We start from the raw sequence: 18,643 nt of genomic DNA, 5'->3' as shown, positions 1-18,643 counted from the left end.
TCTCCTGAACCAGTCTTTCATCTTCGCCCACGGCGCCCGCCAGGGCAGGCGCCGGGCGTTACGGCAAGTGTCAGGCCGGGCTGACCTGCGGCTTACCGGCGACCGGGTACTCGTCCTTGTCGATGATGCCGACGGCGCGATCCTGTTTCTCCAGTTCCAGTGCCTTGGGCACCGACAGCCAGTAGGCCAGGCCGATGGCGACGAAACCGGCGATCAACTTGCCGACCAGTACCGGCAGGATGATGGTCGGCTGGAAGTTGGCGGTGAAGGACAGGTGATCCCCGAGCAGGAAGGCCGCGCAGACGGCGAAGGCAATGTTGATCACCTTGTCTTTCGGCGGCATGAAGCGCACCAGACGGAACATGGCCAGGATGTTGGCGATGGTGGCGAGCATGCCGGCACTGCCGACGGCGCTCAGGCCGACCTTTCTACCCAGGCTCTCCAGCGGGCCGCCGAAGTATTTGCGCAGCATATAGACCATCGGGAAGGCGCCAGCCAGCATGATGCCGATGTAGCCGGCGGTCTCCAAGGCGCGGGTTTGATCCTCGGCGTCGGCGATGATCGGGTGAAAGCCCCAGCCGCCGAAGACGATGGTGAACACGCCGGTGAAGTATTCGACGATGGAGAACACCAGCACCAGCTTGATCATCGCATCCAGGCCACGACCGAAACCGATGAAACCCTTGATCATCATATCCGGCAGAAAGCGCAGGCCGGCGGCCAGCGCCACGACGAAGACGAAGATCGGCAGCAGATTGGTGAAGATGCTGCCCAGACCCAGTGCCAACTGGTAGGTGGCCTCGCCGTTGGTGGCGACCACTTCACGCACCATCGGATCACTGACCACCAGCAGCACGCTGGCGATCAGTACGCCGACTGGAATGGTCAGGATGCCGGACATGATGCCCAGCGCCATGTACTTGTGGTCGCGCTTGTCGAGCATCGCCAGGCCCATCGGAATGGAGAAGACGATGGTGGCGCCGCCCATGAAGCCCGTGATCAGCGCCATGATCAGCGCTTCCTTGCTGGAGGCCAGGGCCGAGGCCAGGTGATAGCCGCCCATGTCCGAAGCGATGATCATCGTCGCGGCCAGTGCCGGGTCGGCGCCCAGGGCATCGAAGAACGGTCCGCAGGCCTTCTCGATGAGTACCGTGAGATAGGGGATGGAGGCCATGATGCCGGCCGCCGGTACGAAGATGTAACCGGTGGCGTGGATGCCTTCCATGAACTCCTTGCCCAGGCCTTTCTCGCTGTCGTAGATGGCTGCGAAAGCCCCCACCACGGCGCAAGCCATGATGATGTAGAGAACGTAATTACCTATCTGATCCATTGCTGTGCCCTGACTGTTTTATTGGATGGCGGGCGGCTGGGTTCGCTCGAACGGAGCGCTGCCCGGCCACTCTCCCGGAGATGGGAAAGGGCGGGCATGCGGGCTGTTCGATGGCGCGAGGGCCGCTCCTTATGCATGGCAGACCGTTGAAAACGGTGGGTTAAAAGAAGCCCAGCGGATTGATGTCATAGCTCACCAGCAGGTTCTTGGTCTGCTGGTAGTGGTCGAGCATCATCTTGTGGGTTTCACGCCCGACCCCGGACTTCTTGTAGCCGCCGAAGGCAGCATGCGCCGGGTACAGGTGGTAGCAGTTGGTCCATACGCGGCCAGCCTTGATCGCACGGCCCATGCGGTAGGCGACGTTCATGTCGCGGCTCCACACGCCGGCGCCCAGGCCGAACTCGGTGTCGTTGGCGATGGCCAGGGCTTCGGCTTCGTCCTTGAAGGTGGTCACACCGATCACCGGGCCGAAGATTTCTTCCTGGAACACGCGCATCTTGTTGGTGCCCTTGAGCAGCGTCGGCTGGATGTAATAGCCGCTGGCCAGATCACCTTGCAGCTGCTCGGCAGCGCCGCCGGTGAGCACCTGGGCGCCTTCCTGCTGAGCGATTTCGAGGTAGCTGAGGATCTTGTCGTACTGCTGCTGCGAAGCCTGGGCGCCGACCATCGTCTCGGTGTCCAGCGGGTTGCCACGCTTGATCTGTTTGACCTTCTTCAGCACTTCGACCATGAAGGCGTCGTAGATCGACTCCTGCACCAGTGCGCGCGACGGGCAGGTGCACACCTCGCCCTGGTTGAAGAAGCCCAGCACCAGACCTTCGGCGGCTTTCTCGATGAAGGCCGGCTCGGCGTTCATGATGTCGGCGAAGAAGATGTTCGGCGATTTGCCGCCCAGCTCGACGGTGCTCGGGATGATGTTCTCGGCGGCGCACTTCATGATGTGCGAGCCCACCGGGGTGGAGCCGGTGAAGGCGATCTTGGCGATGCGCTTGCTAGTGGCCAGCGACTCACCGGCTTCGCGGCCGAAGCCCTGGACGATGTTGAGCACGCCCGGCGGCAGCAGGTCGCCGATCAGCTCGACGAAGAGCGTGATCGACAGCGGCGTCTGCTCGGCCGGCTTGAGCACGACGGCGTTGCCGGCAGCCAGCGCCGGGGCCAGTTTCCAGGCGGCCATCAGCAGCGGGAAGTTCCACGGGATGATCTGCCCGACCACGCCCAGCGGCTCGTGGAAGTGATAGGCCACGGTGCCTTCGTTGATCTCGGCGGTGCTGCCTTCCTGGGCGCGGATGCAGCCAGCGAAGTAGCGGAAATGGTCAGCGGCCAGCGGCACGTCGGCGTTCAGCGTCTCACGCACAGCCTTGCCGTTGTCCCAGGTTTCGGCCACGGCCAGCAGTTCGAGGTTGGCTTCGATGCGGTCGGCGATCTTCAGCAGAATGTGCGAGCGCTCCTGCACCGAGGTCTTGCCCCAGGCATCGGCGGCGGCGTGCGCGGCGTCCAGCGCCTTGTCGATGTCGGCGGCGTTGGAACGGGGGAATTCGGCGATCACCGAGCCATCGACCGGGCTGGTGTTGGTGAAGTACTGACCACTGAGCGGGGCGACGAACTCACCACCGATGTAGTTGCCGTAGCGCGGCTTGAGGGTAACGACGGCGCCTGGGGTACCGGGTTTGGCATAAATCATGAGATGTCTCTCCGTAACGACGATTGTTGTAGTTATGTGCAACGAGGGCTGTGCAAAGAACACTCATCTCGATCATGAAACGATTTCATGTGGCGAACTTGACGCTGCAGCTGAGCGCTTGTCGTCTGAAGTCAAGTTTCCGCGTCTGGGCATGAGCGTGTCGTAAAGGGATAAATTTCCCTGCCTCGATTGAGGGCAAGTGTTTCCTTATGACCCGTTTTGGGGCGTGACCGGGCTGGCGTATGCACCGAGAGGGACGCCGGATGCTGGTGTGCTGGGCGGTTGCTGGTGATCATGGGCGGCCGGTGTGTTTCTTGCTTCAACTGCAGGCTTGTCACCGAGGAGGCATCGATGAGTTCCCTTACCGCCCAGAGCCCGGGTTTGTCTTCGCTGCCGGGTACGCAGAGCAATACCGGCGTGTTGGCTGCGGCCGCCAGCGGACTATGCGGCTTCATCGAAAAGCATGGCGGCGACGCCGACCGTATTCTCGGCGTTTCGGGCATCGACCCCGAATTGCTGCGTCATCCCACCCTGAGCCTGGCGCTGCCGAACTACTGCCAGGTACTGGAAGAGGCCGCGCGACAGTCCGGCTGCGACAACTTCGGTCTGTATTACGGGCAGCAGTTCAAGCCGCAGGCGCTCGGCCTGCTGGGCTACATCGGCCTGTGTTCGGCGACGCTGGAACAGGCGCTGATCAACTTCGCCCGCGCCTTCCCGCTGCACCAGCGCAACAGCCTGATTCGGCTGGTCGATGCGGGCGAGTGTTACCGCTTCGATTATCAGATTCGCCACGGCGCGATTCTCAGCCGCCGTCAGGATGCCGAGTTGACCCTGGGCATGGCGCTCAACCTGATCCGTCACGTGCTGGGCAGCCAATGGGCGCCGCGTGCAGTGCATTTCGAGCATCCGCGCCCGGAACACTGGCATGAGCACTGTAAGGTGTTCGATGCGCCGGTGTACTTCGAGCAGCCGTTCAATTCTCTGCTAATTCCCAAGCGCGGTCTGAACCGGGCAATGCCGGAGCACGATCCGGTGCTGCTGTTGGTGATGCAGGATTCGCTGCGGCAGCTCAGCCAGCAGAGTGTGCGCAGTGAGCAGGACATCGCCGACGATACCCGCGCACAGATTCGCCAGCAGTTGCTGGCGGGGGAGCCGACACTCGAAGGCGTGGCCGAGCAGCTGGGGATGACCAGTTGGTCCTTGCAGCGGCGTCTGCGTGAGCAGGGACTGAGCTTCTCGGTGGTTGTGGACAAGCTGCGTTGCGAGCTGGCCACCCATTACCTGAGCCAGCAGCAGTTGCCGATCACTGCCTTGGCACCGTTGCTCGGCTATTCCGAGGCCAGCGCCTTCTCCCGCGCGTTTCGCCGCTGGTTTGGCGTCAGCCCGCGGCAGTGGCGGCGCGAGGGTGACGTTTCACATTGAAGCGTCAGTAGGCCGCTCGAATGGCACGCACGTCGTAGCCGTGGATGACCTGGCCACGCATATCGATCACCGGTACGCCGCGCCCGCCCAGGGCCTGATACTGGCTGCGGCCGGCGGCATCGGTCTCGATATTCACTTCGCGATAGGCGATGCCGTCCTTGGCGAACAACTCGCGCGTCTTGGCGCAATAGCCGCACCACTGGGTGGCGTAGAGCACCACTTCACCGCTGACATTGCCGGCCTGCGGCGGATCGATCCAGCGCTCGATCTTGTCCCAGTGCTGGAACAGGGCCAGGGCGGCCAGGATCAGCAGGATTGTCTTCATCGTTTCACGTCCTTGTGCAGTGGCGCGATCATCTCAGCCTAAACCGCGCGAGGTCATACCGCCATATCAGCCCGTGCTTCATAGGGGGCGTAGGGTGGGCTTCAGCCCACCAAAAACGCTCTCTGCGTCGTGAGGAAAGCCGGGCACCTTCTTCGGTGGGCTAAAGCGGATCGCCGCCCGAAATGCCTCAATCCTGACGGCGTTTGAGCTGATCCTTCAACTGGGTCGGCAGTTGACGAATGATCAGCATGTCGCGGCCCTCATCGTATTCGATCTTCGAGCCCAGCAGGTGCGCCTCGAAGCTGATCGACAGGCCTTCGGCGCGACCGGTGAAACGCTGGAACTGGCTGAGGGTGCGTTTGTCCGCCGGAAATTCCGGGGCCATGCCGTAGTCCTTGTTGCGAATGTGCTCGTAGAAGGCCTTGGGGCGCTCTTCGTCGATCAAGCCAGAGAGTTCTTCCAGGGTGATCGGCTCGCCCAGCTTGGCCTGGCTGGTGGCGTAGCCGACCAGGGTCTTGGTCTTCTCGCGGGCGGAGTCTTCCGGCAGATCTTCGCTTTCCACGAAATCGCTGAAGGCCTTGAGCAGGGTGCGGGTCTCGCCCGGGCCGTCGACGCCTTCCTGGCAGCCGATGAAGTCGCGGAAGTAGTCGGAGACCTTCTTGCCGTTCTTGCCCTTGATGAACGAGATGTACTGCTTGGACTGCTTGTTGTTCTGCCACTCGCTGATGTTGATGCGCGCGGCCAGGTGCAACTGACCGAGATCCAGATGCTTGGCCGGAGCCACGTCCAGCGCGTCGGTCACCGCCACGCCTTCGCTGTGGTGCAGCAGGGCGATGGACAGGTAGTCGGTCATGCCCTGCTGGTAGTGCGCCAGCAGCACGTGGCCACCGGTGGACAGGTTGGATTCCTCCATCAGCTTCTGCAGGTGTTCGACGGCCTGGCGGCTGAAGGCGGTGAAATCCTGCTCGCCATCGAGATAGGCCTTGAGCCAGCCGCTGAACGGATAGGCGCCAGACTCTTCGTGGAACAGACCCCAGGCTTTTCCCTGCTTGGCGTTGTAGCTCTCGTTGAGATCGGCCAGCAGGTTTTCCATGGCCTGCGAGCTGCCCAGCTCGCTGTCGCGGGCGTGCAGTACGGCAGGGCTGCCATCGGGCTTCTTGTCGATCAGGTGGACGATGCAGTGGCGGATCGGCATGGCGTTCTCGTGGGCAAATTGAAACAGACGCGCAGTTTACCCGAAGCCGATGGTGGGCGAGTGTTCGGCTGCCATCGCTGCGTTGGAGGCGCTTCAGCGGCGACGATCGCGGCTGAAGCACCTCCCACGTGTTCTGGTCTAGCGTTGTTCCGGCTTCAGCTCCGGCTCCGGCGAACGGCGCTGCTGCAGCATGCGCAGGCGGTTGATCACATAGCGCAGGTGCATGTGCAGTTCGTACAGCTCGTGGGAGTAGGACAGCGGCACCTCCACTGAGGCCAGTTCGTCCTCCAGCTTCTCCAGGCGCTGGATCTCGCTGTCCAGCTCGTCAGGCAAGGAGCCTGCGTGCAGCTTGCGGTCGATCTCGCGCAGGTATTTATACCAGCGGTAGATGCGCGCACGGATGCGCCACTGGTAGATCGGCCCGACCGCCTTGAACAGCGGGATCATCACCACGATCAGCGGGATCAGCAGGATGATGTAGCGGTCGGCCAGCGAGGCGATACGAAACGGCAGGTAGCGCTGCAGGATCGGCAGACCATTGCTGTAGTAATGCTCGGCGTCCTTGTGTAACTCGAAGGTGCGCGGCTCGGCGCTGGGGTAGGCGCCGGCGGCATCGAGCAGATTGCCGTTCTTCATCACTTCGCGGGTGGCGGCGAGAAACAGCGGCACCAGGCCGGGGTTGAAGTCTTCGTTGGCCACCAGCGTGGCCACCGGCGAGAGTGTGACGATATCGCGATCCGGCGCATTTCTGGCCAGGTCGAGCAGGCCTTCGCCAACCCTTACCTGGGTGAAGAAAGGCAGGCGTGCCTCGTAGGCGGCTGCGCGGCGAAAATGCGCCAGGGCGATTTGCGGGTGGGTCGCCAGTTGCTGCACCAGGCTGTTTTCGGCCGGGCCGACGAAGAAACCGGCGTCCAGCTCACCAGCCATCAGGGCCCGTGCGGCTTTGCCACCGCCGATGCTCTGCCAGGTCTCTGGATACTGTTCAGGGGTGATGCCATTGGCACCGAGTACGGCATCGCTGGCGGCGCGGGTGCCGCTGCCTTCGCCGCCAAGTGCCAGACGCAAGGGTTGTAGATCGGCGATGCGGTCGAGGCTGATATCACGCCGGTAGAACAGCCACAGAGGCTCCTGATAGATCGCGCCGAGGCTGTGCAGACGGTCGCGTTCGGCTTCGCTCAGCTGGCGTTCGAGGCCGCTCTGCACCAGGGCGATCTGCACTTCGGGATCATCGGCCAGAAGTTGCTGCAGGTTGTCACGCGAGCCGGAGGTGGGCACCAGCTTCAGGTTGAAACCTTCCTTGGCCAGCTCTTCCCTGAGCTGCTCGGCGAACTGCTGGTAAGCGCCGCCCTGGCTGCCGGTGGCCATGCTGGCACTCATCGTCGGAGGTGGTGGGACGAACTGGAACAAGGCCCAGACCAATCCAGCCACCACGGGGACGATCCACAGGTTGGCCAGGATCATGATTTTCAGGTCGTTCAGTACGCGGCGCATTGGGCATCCTTTCTGCGGTGTCGATTCAAGGATAGAACCCCTGAGCGACGATGGTCACCCCTTGGCTGCGATGCCGCTTGGGTTACGCCGTTTTCGACCGTTACTTACCGGGAAGGTGCAGGCTGCGTCATACCAATGACTGCTGGTTGCACTAGTGGATCGCCCATGTAGGGAGTACTCGGCTTGGACATCCTGAGTCGCTCTACCTCCTGCATCCGTGCAGTCGTCGCGAAGCAGTACGCCGCCACCATCCCATAGCCGGCATCAATGACGGGCTGTTCGCTAGGTCAGCGCCTTGTGCATCACGCGCAAGCGGTCGAGCAACAGCAACGCCCCGAGCAGCGCCACGGCATACAGCGCGTCGCTGCCGAGCATCACCAGCACCAGTGTGCAGAGCACCGCGCTGAGCCCGGCGAGCAAGCGCCAGATACCGCGCAGCAGCACCCAGCCGGCGGCCATGCTGAGCAGATAGATGAGCACGAAGTTGCCGTTGGCGTAGCGGATCAGGTCGTCCACCGACAGGTTCAGCGCGGCCGATAGCACGGCGCACAACGCGCAGATGGCGACCACCAGTATCAGGGCGCGGCCCGGTACGCCGTGGCCGTTGCGCACGGCCAGCGAGGCCGGCAGGCGGCCCTCGTCGGCCAGGCTCCAGATCAGCCGGGCGAAACCCTGCACGTAAACGTTCATCGAGGCGAAGCAGGCCAGGTAGCCGAGCACCGCGACCAGCACGCGCGCTTTCTCGCCCAGTAGCAGCTCGAACAGACGAGGCAGGGCGGTGGTGTCGCTGTGCACGTCGCCATAGGTGGCGAAGCTCAGCACCGCCACCGAGCAGGCCCAGTACACCAGGCCGGCCAGCAGCACGCCGAGCAGCAATGCCAGCGGAAAGTCGCGCTGCGGATTCTTGAATTCCTCGCCCAGGTGGGTGAAGGCCTCGATGCCGACGAAGCACCAGAACATCACGCCCAGCGCGGCCGGCAGCAGGTGCCATTGCTCGCCGAGCGGTGGCAGCAGGGGTTGTGTGCTGTGGGGCAGATCGCCGACCCACCAGATCAGCGCCACGCTGGCGACGATGGCTACTGCGATCAGCCCCTGGAGCACACCCGAGGCCTTGGCCGGTCGTTGGCCGAGCAGCAGCATGGCGACGAGCGTGAGCAGCTGGATCGCCAGCAGCTCGCTGCCATCGAGGTCGAACAGCGCCAACCAGAAGCCGCTGGCGATATGCAGCGCGGCCGGCAGGCCCACCGGCAGCACGGCAAGAAACAGCAGCGCGCTGATGCCCTCCATGCGCAGGCCGAAGGCGCGGCCGATCAGGTGCGGTGCACCGCCCGCATGAGGGAAACGCTTGCCCAACTGGGCGAACGTGAAGGCCACCGGTAGCACCAGGGCGATCAGGATCAGCCAGGCCCAGAGCGACACCTCGCCAGCTGCGGTGGCGGCCAAGGCCGGCACCACGAAGATGCCGGTGCCGAGCAGCGAGGTGCTGAGCAGGGCGATGCCTTGCAGCAGGCCCAGCTCCTTGTTCAAACGACTCATGGGGTATGCTCGTGCTTTTCCAGATGCCGCCATGGTAAGCCGTCGTCCTTGAGCAAGGCGTCGGCTTTCACCGACGAAATGACGGTTTCTCCGTCAACCTGATTGCCACCCCGAGAGCCCCCGTGGACAAGTTCGATCGCCAGATCCTCGCCTTGCTGCGCAGTGATGCGCGCACCTCCGTCAGCCACATCGCCCGTGAGATCAATCTGTCACGTTCCGCCGTCAGCGAGCGCATTCGTCATCTGGAGGAAAGTGGAGTGATCCGCGGGTATCACGCCCAGGTCGCGGAACTCGGTGAGAGTGGCGTGAGGGCGTTTCTGGAGTTGTTCTATCAGGGGCGGCGCTGTGAGGATTATGTCGAGCGCATGCGCGCCTTCCCCGAGGTGCGCCACTGCAACGGCATCAGTGGCGAGACCGACATGCTGGTGCTGATCGAGGCGCCGAGCATGACGCGCCTGAGCGAAGTGCGTGGCGCCATCGAACTGTTCCCCGGCATGCAGAAGGTCAAGACCCACGTGGTGGTCAAGGACTGGACGATGTAGCGTGCTGCCTCACTCGGCTCTGCCGGCCTGTTCGGCGGCTTGCGGGCGCTGCAGTAACAGCAGCGGCAGGCCTGCACCGAGCACCAGCAAGCCGAGCAGCGCGCCGCCGCCGGCGTAGAGCGTGCTGGAATAGAACAGACCCAGGCAGCTCAGGGCGAACAGGATCGGCGTCAGCGGATACAGCGGCACGCTGAATGGCCGCTGCACCCCGGGGTGGAGGCGGCGCAGGCGGATTAGCGACAGCGCGGTGAGGAACATGAACAGCCAGAACACCGGGGCGGTATAGGCCACCATGGTTTCCACGCCGCTCTGGCTCAGCGCGCCGAACAGGATCAGCGGCAGAGTGATCGTGCATTGCAGCAACAGCGCGCGCACCGGCGTTGCCCCTCGCTCGTTCCAGCGTCCGAGAAAGGCCAGTTGCGGTACGTCGCGGCCCAGCGCGTAGTACACCCGCGAGCCGGTGAAGATGGTGGCGTTCAGCGTGCTCAACGCGGTCAGGCAGACGAACAGGGCGAGCAGGGCCTCGGCTTTCGGCCCGGCGACGATGCTCATCAGATCCGCCGCCACGGCATCGGACTGACGCAGCCCTTCCAGGCCGAAGATATCCAGGAATACCAGATTGGCCAGCAGGTAGATGCCGGTCACCAGCGCCGTGCCGAACAGCAGCACGCGGCTCATGTTACGCGCCGGGTTGCGCAGCTCGCCGGACAGATATGCCGCCTCGTTCCAGCCGCCGTAGGTGAGCAGCACGAAGACCATGCCCATGCCGAGCATCGCCGCCAGGTTGCCACTCGCTGGCGCGGCGGGCGTGATTTCCGGCTGCGGTTCAGCCAGCGCCAGCCCGGCTAGGATCACCAGCAGCAGCGCTGCCACTGTCACCACGGTAAAGAACACCTGAGCGCGTCGCGACTCGCGGGTGCCGAGTACGTTGAGCAGCGTCAGTGCCATCACCACCAAGGCTGCATGCCAGGCGCTGCCGTACGGCCCCAGTGGTAGCAGGCGTTGGGCATAATCGCCGTAGATGAAGGCGACCACGGCGATGGCGCCAGTCTGGATCACCGTGCCACGTGCCCAGGCAAACAACAGGCCGACCTGGGCGCCCCACGCCAGGCGCAGGTAATGGTACTCACCGCCCTGATCCGGATGTGCAGCGCCCAACTCGCCGTAGCACAGTGCGCCAATCAGCATCACCAATCCGCCAGCCAGCCACAGTGCCAGGTACAGTTCGGCGCTGCTGGCATGCTGCGCGACCAGGGGCGGCAGGCCGAAGATACCTACACCCACCACGACGCCGACCAGCATGGCCACTCCATCGGTGATCGACAGTCCAACTCGTTGAGAGGACGCCAGCATCGTCATGCTTCAGCTCCTGCGGGCGACCCAGCCCGGTACCGCGCCTTCCGCCGAGATCGCTTCGATGCGGTCGCCGTCGACCTCGCCGATGTACCTCTTGTCACCCAGCGTGAAATGCAGCTCGCTGCCTTTCAGTTGGCCGCTCAGCCCGCCGGCCTGGCCGTCGACACTACCGACCACCTGTTGGAAGCGTTGCTCCAGCTCGACCTGATAGGCCTTGCCGTCGGCTTCGATTGTCCACTGACCTGCGACCTTGGCCGGTACGATCCACAGATACACCGAGGCACCGTTGATGACATCGGCCTGATCCGGCTCCCAATCGCCTAGGTCGAAGGCGTGCGACACCACGCGGGTGCCGGGTTTGAGCGTGTCGAGAATGACCGGGCGCAGGCGCATGTTCACCGTGGAAAGCAGGTACATGGTCAGCACGTCCGCTTCGGAGATGTCCTTCTCGAACAGATCACCCTGCTCGAAGGTAACCCTGTCCGCCACCCCGGCCTGTTCGGCGTTCTCCTGCGCCTCGCTGACGCGCACCGGATTCAGATCGATGCCATAAGCGGCCTTGGCGCCACGCGCCTCCACCGCGGCAATGGCGATACGACCATCACCCGACCCCAGATCGATGAGGTAGTCGTCCGGCCCCACATTGGCGACCTCCAGCATGTGCGCCACGACCGCTTCCGGCGTGGGGACGTAGGGCACATCGAGGTGGAGCGTCTGCGCCTGGGCTGGGTTGATCAGCAGCCCGGCCAGGAAGCCGATAGGCAGCGTGAGTGACGAGAGTGGTCGAACGAATGAAGTGCTCATCGGTGGAGTCTCCTCGCAGGTGGCGATTTTTCTCCGACTGACGAGGTTTGGCGAGGTTCGAAGCGGAACGCAGCAGGATCGGGCAAGAACGCCCCTCAGGCCTTTAATCACCACGCCTGTGGCTGTGTAACCGGATGTGATGCGCGGTGCCTGCGCAGTGGCATTGCCTCCTTGGCGGCGCGCAGGCACTGTAGGCGGGTTTTCCGTCTGGGTAGTCTTTCAATGCGTATCCTGCACACCTCCGACTGGCATCTGGGCCAGCACTTCATGGGCAAAACCCGCCAGGTCGAGCACCAGGCCTTTTGCGCCTGGTTGCTGCAGCAGGTTCATGAGCAGGCGGTGGATGTGCTGCTGATCGCTGGTGATGTCTTCGATACCGGATCGCCACCCAGTTATGCCCGTGAGCAGTACTACCGATTGGTGGTGGAGCTACGCGACGCTGGTTGCGCCCTGGTCGTGCTCGGTGGTAACCACGACTCGCCGGCGATGCTCGGTGAAAGCCGCAGCCTGCTGGCGCAATTGGGCACTCAGGTGGTGCCTGGCGTGGGTGTCGACCTGGCCGAGCAGGTGCTGGTGCTGAATGATCGCGCTGGACTGCCGGGCGCCATCCTCTGTGCCATTCCCTTCATTCGTCCGCGCGATGTCATGGCCAGCCAGCCCGGACAGAGTGCGCAGGACAAGCAGCAGTCGCTGCAGCAGGCCATCGCCGAGCATTACCGAGCGCTATATGACCTGGCGTTGAGCAAGCGTACCGAGTTGGATCAGGCGCTGCCGATCATCGCCACCGGCCACCTCACCACCGTCGGTGCCAGTGCCAGCGAATCGGTGCGCGAGATCTACGTCGGTAGCCTGGAGGCCTTTCCCACCAGCGCCTTCCCGCCTGCCGACTACATCGCCCTGGGCCATATCCACCGCCCGCAGAAGGTCGGCGGCCTGGAGCATATCCGCTACAGCGGCTCGCCCGTCGCGCTGTCCTTCGACGAGGCGCGTCAGCAGAAGGAAGTGTTGCTGCTGGAGTTCGGCGATGCCGCGCTGCAAGCGATCACGCCACTGCCCGTGCCGGTATTCCAGTCCATGGCCAGCCTGCGCGGCTCGCTCAAGGAACTGGCAGTCGCCATCGCCGACATAGCGGCTCAAGGCACGCCCGAGCGCCCTGTGTGGTTGGAGGTGCAAGTCAGCTCCGACGACTACCTGAGCGACCTGCAGAGCCGTATCAACGCCCTGTGCGAAGGGCTCCCCGTGGAGGTGCTGCGTATCCGCCGCGAACGCGGCAACGCGGCGGCGAGCCTGGCCAGCGAAGCACGGGAGACGTTGGACGAGCTGAGCGTGGAGGACGTATTCGCCCGCCGCCTGCAACAGGAGGTCTTGGAAGAAGAGGATGCCCAGCGTTTGCAGGGGTTGTATCGGCAGGTGTTGGAGGCGGTGCAGGGGCAATAGCGACGCGGACGATCCATCGATAGGAGCGCTTATGGCCAAAGTGACACTGAAGGGGTACATCCTGGTACCGGAAAAGGACTTGCAAGAGGTTCGTCGCGAACTGATCAACCATCGGCGCCTGACGCTGGACGAGCCCGGTTGCATAAGCTTCATCGTTACCGAGAATGCCGAGAACCCACTACGCTTCGACGTTTTTGAAGAGTTTGTCGACCGTCAGGCCTTCGCCTTACATCAGGCGCGAGTGCGTGCTTCTCGCTGGGGACAAGTGACCGTCGACGTGACGCGGCATTATGAGATTTTCGAGTAGGTCGAGTGCATAGCCACCGTAGCCCGGATGCAATCCGGGGGATGTCCGTCACAGATACTCTCTGTAAGCCCAGTGGGCTGACTACAACAGCAAAGCCTTGGCCAAGCACGTGTGTAGATCTGCGTCGTAGAAAAAGGAACAGATTTATTTATTGGCACCCTCAACAACTGAAAAATAAATCTGTCCTCTTTTTGTCCCAAAATCGGTAGGCATCAAGCGAGCCCGTCAAATGAAACGACTATTTTCAAACGTCAAACTTCTTGTTGTAGTCAGTTTTCTTTTTGTCCTAGCGTCTGTAACTGCTAGTTTTTGGTCACATCAATGGCATTGGTTTGGACGCTCAGGCGCGATCCTTACTATTGCTGGACTATTGCTCACATTCCGACCTTTAGTACGTATGGGCCTTACCAATTGGCTTAGAAGTCAGTCAACCATTGATGGAGGCAGTTTGGTACCGACAGCAGAAGAACTAGAAGCGGATCATCAAATAGAAATTGACGGTAGTGCATCTAGGCTCGGTGTCAGCATGGCGATAATAGGGACACTTATATGGGCATACGGAGACCTTATTGGAATCTTTCTAGGGTGACGCCTAACAGGTGGTTCAAGTCGCTCGCTCGGGAACGGCTAAAGCCCGCCCCTACCCAACGGCCGCTATCGATCCCTAAATGACTCTTCTCCTCTCATCCTGGGCTCACGCCTGGTCAGATCTTGGCTTACAGCCTCCCTCCGGCCTGTTCGACCAACTCGTCCGTGCCTACGAGGAGCCCCAGCGGCACTATCACTCGTTGCAGCACCTATCCGAATGCCTGGCGCATTTCGAACAGGCGCGGCACCTGGCGCAGCAGCCGGGTGAGGTGGTCATCGCGCTCTGGTTCCATGACGCCATCTACGATGTGCGCGGCAAGGATAACGAGCGCCAGAGCGCGGATTGGGCTATCCGGGTACTTGCGAGTTGCCAGGCCAGTCAGGCGACACTGGATCGTGTCGAGCGACTGATCATGGCCACCCGGCATGACGCGACGCCAAGCGAGGCGGATGAGCAACTGTTGGTGGATATCGACCTGGCCATCCTCGGCGTCACGCCAGAGCGCTTCGCCGAGTATGACGCTCAGGTGCGCGCCGAGTACGCCTGGGTGCCGGGTTTCGTCTACCGTATGAAGCGGCGTAGCGTGCTCAAGGCATTTCTGGCGCGCCCCCGTCTATACGGCACCGATCATTTCAGGGCGCGCTATGAGGCGCAGGCGCGGCATAACTTGGCCGCTGTCCTCTGAAATTGCTGCGGGTATGGCAACGGCCTATGGATGAACTGCGCCCCGAGTTGACGAGTCGAATCTCGCACCCCAACTCATATCGGAGACGTCTGCATGGCAACTATCCGTTTGACCTCGTCCCTGGCTCTTGGCGCACTGCTGCTCAGCGGGTGCGCCAGCAACTCCGGTGGTGATGCCTCCGTCACCGAGCAATGGCTCGGCCGCTGGAATGGGCCGGAGGGCACCTACCTGGAGATCACCGGCACGCCCGCCGATTACCGTCTGACCATCGCCAACCTCGACGGCCCGCGGCGTTTCGTCGGGCGCGCGCAGGGCGAACGGATCGTCTTCGTGCGTGACGGCGTGGTGGAGAGCATCAGCGCCACCGATGGTGAAGCCACCGGCATGAAATGGCTGCTGGACAAGCACAACTGCCTGACCGTGCGCAGCGGTGAGGGCTATTGCCGCAACTGAATCGTTACCTGGATATGCCAGAATGACCGCCTTCAACGGCTTACGACCTGTGCATGAAAATCCTCAGCCTGCGCCTCAAGAACCTCAATTCCCTCAAGGGTGAATGGAAGATCGACTTCGCTGCCGAGCCTTTCGCCGGTAGCGGCCTGTTCGCCATCACCGGGCCGACCGGTGCGGGCAAGACCACCTTGCTCGATGCCATCTGCCTGGCCCTGTATCACCGTACGCCGCGTATGAACACGCTGTCGGCCAACAGCAACGAGCTGATGACCCGGCATACCGCCGACTGTCTGGCCGAGGTCGAGTTCGAGGTGAAGGGGCAGGGCTACCGTGCCTTCTGGAGCCAGCGCCGCGCGCGCGACAAAGTTGATGGTGCACTACAGGCGCCCAAGGTGGAGCTGGCGCGTATCGTGGATGGCGAGATCCTCACCGACAAGATCCGCGAGAAGGAAAGTCTGACAGCCGAGTTGACCGGCCTGGATTTCGAGCGTTTCACCAAGTCCATGCTGCTCGCCCAGGGCGGCTTCGCCGCGTTTCTCGAGGCCAATGCCAACCAGCGTGCCGAGTTGTTGGAGGAGCTGACCGGCACCGAGGTGTACGGGCAGATTTCCCAACAGGTCTATGAGCGCACCAAGGCCGCCGAACAATCTCTCAACCTGCTGAAAAGCCGTGCCCAGGGCATGGAGTTGCTGGACGAGGCGCAGCGCACCGAGCTACAGGCAGAAGCCGAGCGTCTGGCCCTCGACCAGGCACCGCTACACAGTGAGCAACAAGCGTTGCTGGCCGGGCAGCGCTGGCGTGAGGCCTTGCAGCGTGCCGAGCAACAGGCGGCTGCAGCGGCGCAGGGGCTGGAACAGGTGCAGCAGCGTCAGGGCGCAGCGGTCGATGATCTGCAGCGCCTGGCTGCCAGTGAGCCTGCTGCACGGTTGCAGCCATTGCACCTGGCCTGGCAACAGGCGCAGCAGGAGTCTCGGCAGGCTGAGCAAGGGCTGCTCGCACTGCGGCAGAACATGCAGACGTGCGCCGAGCGTGAGCGGCAGGCGCTGTGGCAGGCCAGCCGTCATGCGTCGCACTGGCGTGATGAGCGGCAGGTTGCGCTCGCGCAGTTGCTGCACCAGCACGCAGACGTGCAGGCGCTGCTGACTGAGCGCAGCCAGCATTCGCGCCTGGGCGAGTTGCTCGGGGGCTGGGGCGCGCGGTTCGTGCAGCGGGCACAGGGCGAGCAGGCGCTACAGGCCGCTCAGGCGCGCTTGAGCGAGTCGAGCACGCAGCTTGCAGCGCTGCAGCGCCAGCGTGAGGAACAAGGCGTGCGCCTGGCAGCCATGCAACAGCAGGTGCAGCAGGCACGTGACGCCGAATCTCGGCAGCAGGAAGCCGTGCAAGCGCTGCTGGGCGAAGTAGGGGAAGCTGGCCTGCGCCAGGACTGGCAACGCCTGCAAGCACGCAGCCGAGTGTTCGACCGCTTGCAGCAACTGCTGCAAAGCCGTGAAGCGCTGAGTACGCAACTCGCCGAGTTGCCGCCGCGCCTGGCCGAGTTGCAGCGCAGGCAGGCGGACAAGAATGCAGAGATCAGCACCTTGCGCGAACGCTACAAGGCGCTCAAGCAACAGGTCGCCGACAAGGAAAAATTGCTGGAGCAGGAAAAGCGCATCCAGGATCTGGAAGCCCATCGCGCTCGTTTGCAGCCTGGTGAGGCTTGCCCGCTGTGCGGCTCGCACGAGCATCCGGCGATCACTCAGTACCAGGCGTTAAATGTCTCGGCGACCGAGCAGGCACTGGTGCAGTGTCGCAGCGAGTTGAGCGAGCTGGAGAGTCTGGGCGCCAACCTGCGCGATGAACTGACTCGCCTGGCTGCGCAGATCGAGCAGGTGCAAGCGCAACAGAGCCAGGCCCAGGCGCAATTGCAGCCGCTGGATCAGCAGTGGCAGCAGCAACTGGCCGAGCATGATATCCGCCTGCAGGAAGCCAATGAGCTGGGGCGCTTGCAACAGCAGCACGAGCACGAGCTGGCAGCGCTACAAGCGCGTCTGGAGGCGCTGCAAACCCAGCAAGCCGAATGGCAGCGCCTGCGCGAGCTGCGCGAAAAAGCCGAGCGTGAACAGGCCGAGGCCGAACGGCAGCAGGCGCTGCTGAGCCGTGATCTCGACAACACCCACGCGCGTTTGGCCGAGCAACAGGCTCACTGCAGCCAGCTGCAGGTCGAGCAGACGCAACAGGCCCAGGAGCTGCTGGCCAGCCTGGAGGGATTCGCCAGTGAGCTGCCTGTCGATGGGGAGCGTTGGTTGGCGCAGCAGAAGGCGGCTTGGCAGGGCTGGCAGGAGGCGCAAGCACGCGAGCAGCAACTGCACGAGCGCCTACGCGAGGCGCAGCGGCAACTGGACGAGGCCCAGGTGCAAGCCGAGCAATGGCAGCAGCGCTGGCAGGAAACCGGCGCGCAGAATTTGGCCGAGCTGGCACCCGCAGTGAATCCACAGCAGGCCTTGCACGAGGCGGTCGAACGGCTGGCCGCTACGCAGCGCGAACGCGATGGCCTGGCTGGCAGCGAACAGGCCCAGGTCGCGTTGCAGGCACGCCTGCAGGCGCTCCAGGCTGAATGTCTCCAGGCCTGGCAGCAGGCGCTGGCGAGCAGTCCTTTTACCGATCAGGCGGCATTCGAGGCTGCTGTGCTGGCCGACGACGAACGTCAGCGGCTGATGCAGCTCAAGGCCGACCTCGAGCGTGCTCACACCCAGGCCACCACCTTGCTGGCCGCGGCTCAGGCCGAGGTGCAGCGCTTGCAGGCCGAGCCGCAGACCGCCTTGAGCCTGGAGGCGTTGGCTGAACAGATTCAGGCCGTGCAGGAGCGTCTGCGCACGCTGAGCGAGCGTCAGGGTGAGCTGCGCGCGCAGTTGCAGGCCGACGAGGCGCGGCGTAGCAGCCAGCAGGCGTTGTTCCTCGAGATCGCCACGCAAGAGGGCGAGCAGCGCTTGTGGCAGCAGCTCAACGGCCTGATCGGCTCGGCCGACGGCGCCAAGTTCCGCAAGTTCGCCCAGGGCCTGACCCTCGATCACCTTATCCACCTGGCCAACCGCCAACTGACGCGCCTGCATGGGCGCTATCAACTGGCGCGCAAGAGCAGCGGTGAACTGGAACTGGAGGTGCGCGACACCTGGCAGGCCGATGTGGCGCGCGACTGCCGCACGCTGTCTGGCGGTGAGAGTTTTCTGGTCAGCCTGGCGCTGGCTCTGGCGCTGTCCGACCTGGTCAGCCACAAGACCAGTATCGACTCGCTGTTCCTCGACGAGGGCTTCGGCACTCTGGACGGCGAAACCCTGGAAGTGGCGCTGGATGCGCTGGACAACCTCAATGCCAGCGGCAAGACCATCGGTGTGATCAGTCACGTCGAGGCGATGAAGGAACGAATTCCCGTGCAACTGCGGGTGCACAAGGGCGTCGGCCTGGGTTACAGCCGGCTCGACGCGCGTTTTGCGGTGAAGGAAGGAGCATGACC

15 protein-coding genes are annotated in these 18,643 nt (G+C 63.3%); 7 read left to right on the top strand and 8 right to left on the bottom strand.

What is annotated here, in order from left to right:
* Positions 1-70 precede the first annotated feature (70 nt).
* Both eutH and exaC read right to left on the bottom strand, forming a co-directional pair.
* Positions 71-1,330, bottom strand: coding sequence for an ethanolamine utilization protein EutH (gene eutH / locus C7A17_RS04780; RefSeq protein ID WP_106736944.1), 1,260 nt, complete (start codon positions 1,328-1,330; stop codon positions 71-73).
* 160 nt (positions 1,331-1,490) lie between these two features.
* Positions 1,491-3,011: an acetaldehyde dehydrogenase ExaC gene (gene exaC, locus C7A17_RS04775; RefSeq protein WP_106736943.1), complete on the bottom strand. Its 1,521-nt coding sequence runs from the start codon at positions 3,009-3,011 to the stop codon at positions 1,491-1,493.
* 351 nt (positions 3,012-3,362) lie between these two features.
* Here exaC and qhpR point away from each other — a divergent pair, with 351 nt between their 5' ends.
* Positions 3,363-4,433 carry an AraC-like transcriptional regulator QhpR gene (gene qhpR, locus C7A17_RS04770; protein ID WP_106736942.1) on the top strand — a complete coding sequence of 357 codons (1,071 nt, stop codon included), beginning with the start codon at positions 3,363-3,365 and terminating at the stop codon, positions 4,431-4,433.
* Positions 4,434-4,437: 4 nt separating this feature from the next.
* Here qhpR and C7A17_RS04765 read toward each other — a convergent pair whose 3' ends face one another.
* The 4 genes from C7A17_RS04765 to yjeH all read right to left on the bottom strand — a co-directional run bounded on the left by C7A17_RS04765 (position 4,438) and on the right by yjeH (position 8,980).
* Positions 4,438-4,758, bottom strand: coding sequence for a glutaredoxin family protein (locus C7A17_RS04765; RefSeq protein ID WP_106736941.1), 321 nt, complete (start codon positions 4,756-4,758; stop codon positions 4,438-4,440).
* Between the two features lie 187 nt (positions 4,759-4,945).
* Positions 4,946-5,953: a nucleoid-associated protein YejK gene (gene yejK, locus C7A17_RS04760; RefSeq protein ID WP_106736940.1), complete on the bottom strand. Its 1,008-nt coding sequence runs from the start codon at positions 5,951-5,953 to the stop codon at positions 4,946-4,948.
* Between the two features lie 138 nt (positions 5,954-6,091).
* Positions 6,092-7,444 carry a TAXI family TRAP transporter solute-binding subunit gene (locus C7A17_RS04755; protein ID WP_106736939.1) on the bottom strand — a complete coding sequence of 451 codons (1,353 nt, stop codon included), beginning with the start codon at positions 7,442-7,444 and terminating at the stop codon, positions 6,092-6,094.
* Positions 7,445-7,726: 282 nt separating this feature from the next.
* Complete coding sequence (gene yjeH, locus C7A17_RS04750) at positions 7,727-8,980, bottom strand: L-methionine/branched-chain amino acid transporter (protein WP_106736938.1); 1,254 nt, start codon at positions 8,978-8,980, stop codon at positions 7,727-7,729.
* A 122-nt stretch (positions 8,981-9,102) separates the two neighbouring features.
* On the opposite strand from yjeH, the gene C7A17_RS04745 reads away from it, so the two are divergent.
* Positions 9,103-9,522 carry an Lrp/AsnC family transcriptional regulator gene (locus tag C7A17_RS04745; RefSeq protein ID WP_106736937.1) on the top strand — a complete coding sequence of 140 codons (420 nt, stop codon included), beginning with the start codon at positions 9,103-9,105 and terminating at the stop codon, positions 9,520-9,522.
* Between the two features lie 9 nt (positions 9,523-9,531).
* Here C7A17_RS04745 and C7A17_RS04740 read toward each other — a convergent pair whose 3' ends face one another.
* Positions 9,532-10,881 (bottom strand): APC family permease, encoded by a 1,350-nt coding sequence (locus C7A17_RS04740; RefSeq protein ID WP_106736936.1) that lies wholly within the window; start codon positions 10,879-10,881, stop codon positions 9,532-9,534.
* A gap of 3 nt (positions 10,882-10,884) precedes the next feature.
* Entirely contained in the window at positions 10,885-11,682 is a 798-nt protein-coding gene (locus C7A17_RS04735; RefSeq protein ID WP_106736935.1) for a 50S ribosomal protein L11 methyltransferase, read from the bottom strand.
* Positions 11,683-11,904: 222 nt separating this feature from the next.
* Here C7A17_RS04735 and sbcD point away from each other — a divergent pair, with 222 nt between their 5' ends.
* The 5 genes from sbcD to C7A17_RS04710 all read left to right on the top strand — a co-directional run bounded on the left by sbcD (position 11,905) and on the right by C7A17_RS04710 (position 18,641).
* Positions 11,905-13,119, top strand: coding sequence for an exonuclease subunit SbcD (gene sbcD / locus C7A17_RS04730; protein WP_106736934.1), 1,215 nt, complete (start codon positions 11,905-11,907; stop codon positions 13,117-13,119).
* Between the two features lie 31 nt (positions 13,120-13,150).
* Positions 13,151-13,426: a putative quinol monooxygenase gene (locus C7A17_RS04725; protein ID WP_106736933.1), complete on the top strand. Its 276-nt coding sequence runs from the start codon at positions 13,151-13,153 to the stop codon at positions 13,424-13,426.
* A gap of 668 nt (positions 13,427-14,094) precedes the next feature.
* A complete protein-coding gene (locus C7A17_RS04720) occupies positions 14,095-14,700 on the top strand; it encodes an HD domain-containing protein (protein ID WP_106736932.1) in 606 nt (201 codons plus the stop codon).
* Between the two features lie 93 nt (positions 14,701-14,793).
* Positions 14,794-15,153 carry a hypothetical protein gene (locus C7A17_RS04715; protein ID WP_106736931.1) on the top strand — a complete coding sequence of 120 codons (360 nt, stop codon included), beginning with the start codon at positions 14,794-14,796 and terminating at the stop codon, positions 15,151-15,153.
* Positions 15,154-15,206: 53 nt separating this feature from the next.
* A complete protein-coding gene (locus C7A17_RS04710; RefSeq protein ID WP_106736930.1) occupies positions 15,207-18,641 on the top strand; it encodes an AAA family ATPase in 3,435 nt (1,144 codons plus the stop codon).
* The last annotated feature ends 2 nt before the right edge of the window (positions 18,642-18,643 follow it).

Source organism: Pseudomonas mendocina (genome assembly GCF_003008615.1).
GTDB classification, from domain to species: domain Bacteria; phylum Pseudomonadota; class Gammaproteobacteria; order Pseudomonadales; family Pseudomonadaceae; genus Aquipseudomonas; species Aquipseudomonas mendocina_C.
This window is presented reverse-complemented; position numbering and strand designations above follow the sequence as displayed.

What these genes read in the sequence shown, in the direction of transcription:
- eutH (WP_106736944.1), bottom strand. Translation starts at nt 1,330, where the DNA reads ATGGATCAGATAGGTAATTACGTTCTCTACATCATCATGGCTTGCGCC.
- exaC (WP_106736943.1), bottom strand. Translation starts at nt 3,011, where the DNA reads ATGATTTATGCCAAACCCGGTACCCCAGGCGCCGTCGTTACCCTCAAG.
- qhpR (WP_106736942.1), top strand. Translation starts at nt 3,363, where the DNA reads ATGAGTTCCCTTACCGCCCAGAGCCCGGGTTTGTCTTCGCTGCCGGGT.
- C7A17_RS04765 (WP_106736941.1), bottom strand. Translation starts at nt 4,758, where the DNA reads ATGAAGACAATCCTGCTGATCCTGGCCGCCCTGGCCCTGTTCCAGCAC.
- yejK (WP_106736940.1), bottom strand. Translation starts at nt 5,953, where the DNA reads ATGCCGATCCGCCACTGCATCGTCCACCTGATCGACAAGAAGCCCGAT.
- C7A17_RS04755 (WP_106736939.1), bottom strand. Translation starts at nt 7,444, where the DNA reads ATGCGCCGCGTACTGAACGACCTGAAAATCATGATCCTGGCCAACCTG.
- yjeH (WP_106736938.1), bottom strand. Translation starts at nt 8,980, where the DNA reads ATGAGTCGTTTGAACAAGGAGCTGGGCCTGCTGCAAGGCATCGCCCTG.
- C7A17_RS04740 (WP_106736936.1), bottom strand. Translation starts at nt 10,881, where the DNA reads ATGACGATGCTGGCGTCCTCTCAACGAGTTGGACTGTCGATCACCGAT.
- C7A17_RS04735 (WP_106736935.1), bottom strand. Translation starts at nt 11,682, where the DNA reads ATGAGCACTTCATTCGTTCGACCACTCTCGTCACTCACGCTGCCTATC.
- sbcD (WP_106736934.1), top strand. Translation starts at nt 11,905, where the DNA reads ATGCGTATCCTGCACACCTCCGACTGGCATCTGGGCCAGCACTTCATG.
- C7A17_RS04725 (WP_106736933.1), top strand. Translation starts at nt 13,151, where the DNA reads ATGGCCAAAGTGACACTGAAGGGGTACATCCTGGTACCGGAAAAGGAC.
- C7A17_RS04720 (WP_106736932.1), top strand. Translation starts at nt 14,095, where the DNA reads ATGACTCTTCTCCTCTCATCCTGGGCTCACGCCTGGTCAGATCTTGGC.
- C7A17_RS04715 (WP_106736931.1), top strand. Translation starts at nt 14,794, where the DNA reads ATGGCAACTATCCGTTTGACCTCGTCCCTGGCTCTTGGCGCACTGCTG.
- C7A17_RS04710 (WP_106736930.1), top strand. Translation starts at nt 15,207, where the DNA reads ATGAAAATCCTCAGCCTGCGCCTCAAGAACCTCAATTCCCTCAAGGGT.